General features: G+C 69.0%; 2 protein-coding genes. Both read left to right on the top strand.

Annotated features, from left to right (window positions below; all coding sequences use genetic code 11):
- On the top strand, positions 1–580 hold a 580-nt coding region (locus G7A99_RS21535), incomplete at its 5' end, for an OmpH family outer membrane protein (RefSeq protein ID WP_371807655.1).
- A gap of 42 nt (positions 581–622) precedes the next feature.
- A partial coding sequence (locus G7A99_RS21530; RefSeq protein ID WP_305792355.1) for an LpxD N-terminal domain-containing protein occupies positions 623–931 on the top strand: 309 nt, incomplete at its 3' end.

The following is a 931-nucleotide window of genomic DNA, read 5'->3' as shown; positions in this document are numbered from 1 at the left end:
CAGTTCTCTCTGGGCACGTTCTTCTAGGCCGGCGCCGGCCATGCGGCACCGCCGTGTGACGGGCGCGGTACTGGTCACGGCGCTTGCCGCCGGGCTGGCGTTCGCGCTGCCGGCGGGGGCGGCGGAGATCAAGATCGGGTTCGTCAATCCGGCCAAGGTCTCCAACAACGCCCCGCAGGCGGATGCGGCCCGGCGCAAGCTCGAGAAGGAGTTTGCGCCCCGCGACCAGGAGATCGTGTCGATGCAGGAGAAGCTCCGTTCGCTGGAGCAGCGCCTGCAGGACAACGCCTCGATGAGCGAGTCGGACCGCCAGTCGCTGCAGCGACAGATCGTCTCGTTGCGCCGTGATATCCAGCGCACCCAGGAGGCGTTCCGCGAGGACTTCAACATGCGTCGCAACGAGGAGCTCGGCGAGCTCCAGCGGCGCATCCTCCAGACGGTGAGCGACTACGCCAAGCGTCAGGACTACGACCTGGTCGTCAGTGACGGTGTGATCTACGCCAGCGACGCGGTGGATATCACGGACCGCATCATCGAGCGCCTCCGCAAGGAGTTCGAGCGCAACCAGCAGGGCGGATGACGCCGCCCGGGCAAAGGGACTTTCGTGAACGCGAGCAGCTCAATGACGCTCCGCGAGCTGGCCGAGGCGACCGGCTGCGGCCTGCGGGGCGACGGCGACATACGCATCGACCGGGTGGCGTCGCTGGGGAATGCCGGACCGGGGGCGATCGGCTTCTTCACCGGCGACCGCCACCGTGACGAGCTCGCGGATACGCGCGCCTCGGCGGTAATCCTGCGCGAGGATGCGGCGGGGCTGGTTTCCGCTGCGTTGATCGCCGACAATCCGCACCTGATGTTCGCGCGGGCGGCGCGGCTGCTGCACCCCGAGCGCGAACGGCCGGCGGGCATCCATCCGCAGGCCTGCGTGGCG

Source organism: Arhodomonas sp. KWT (assembly GCF_010993615.1).
This window is presented reverse-complemented; position numbering and strand designations above follow the sequence as displayed.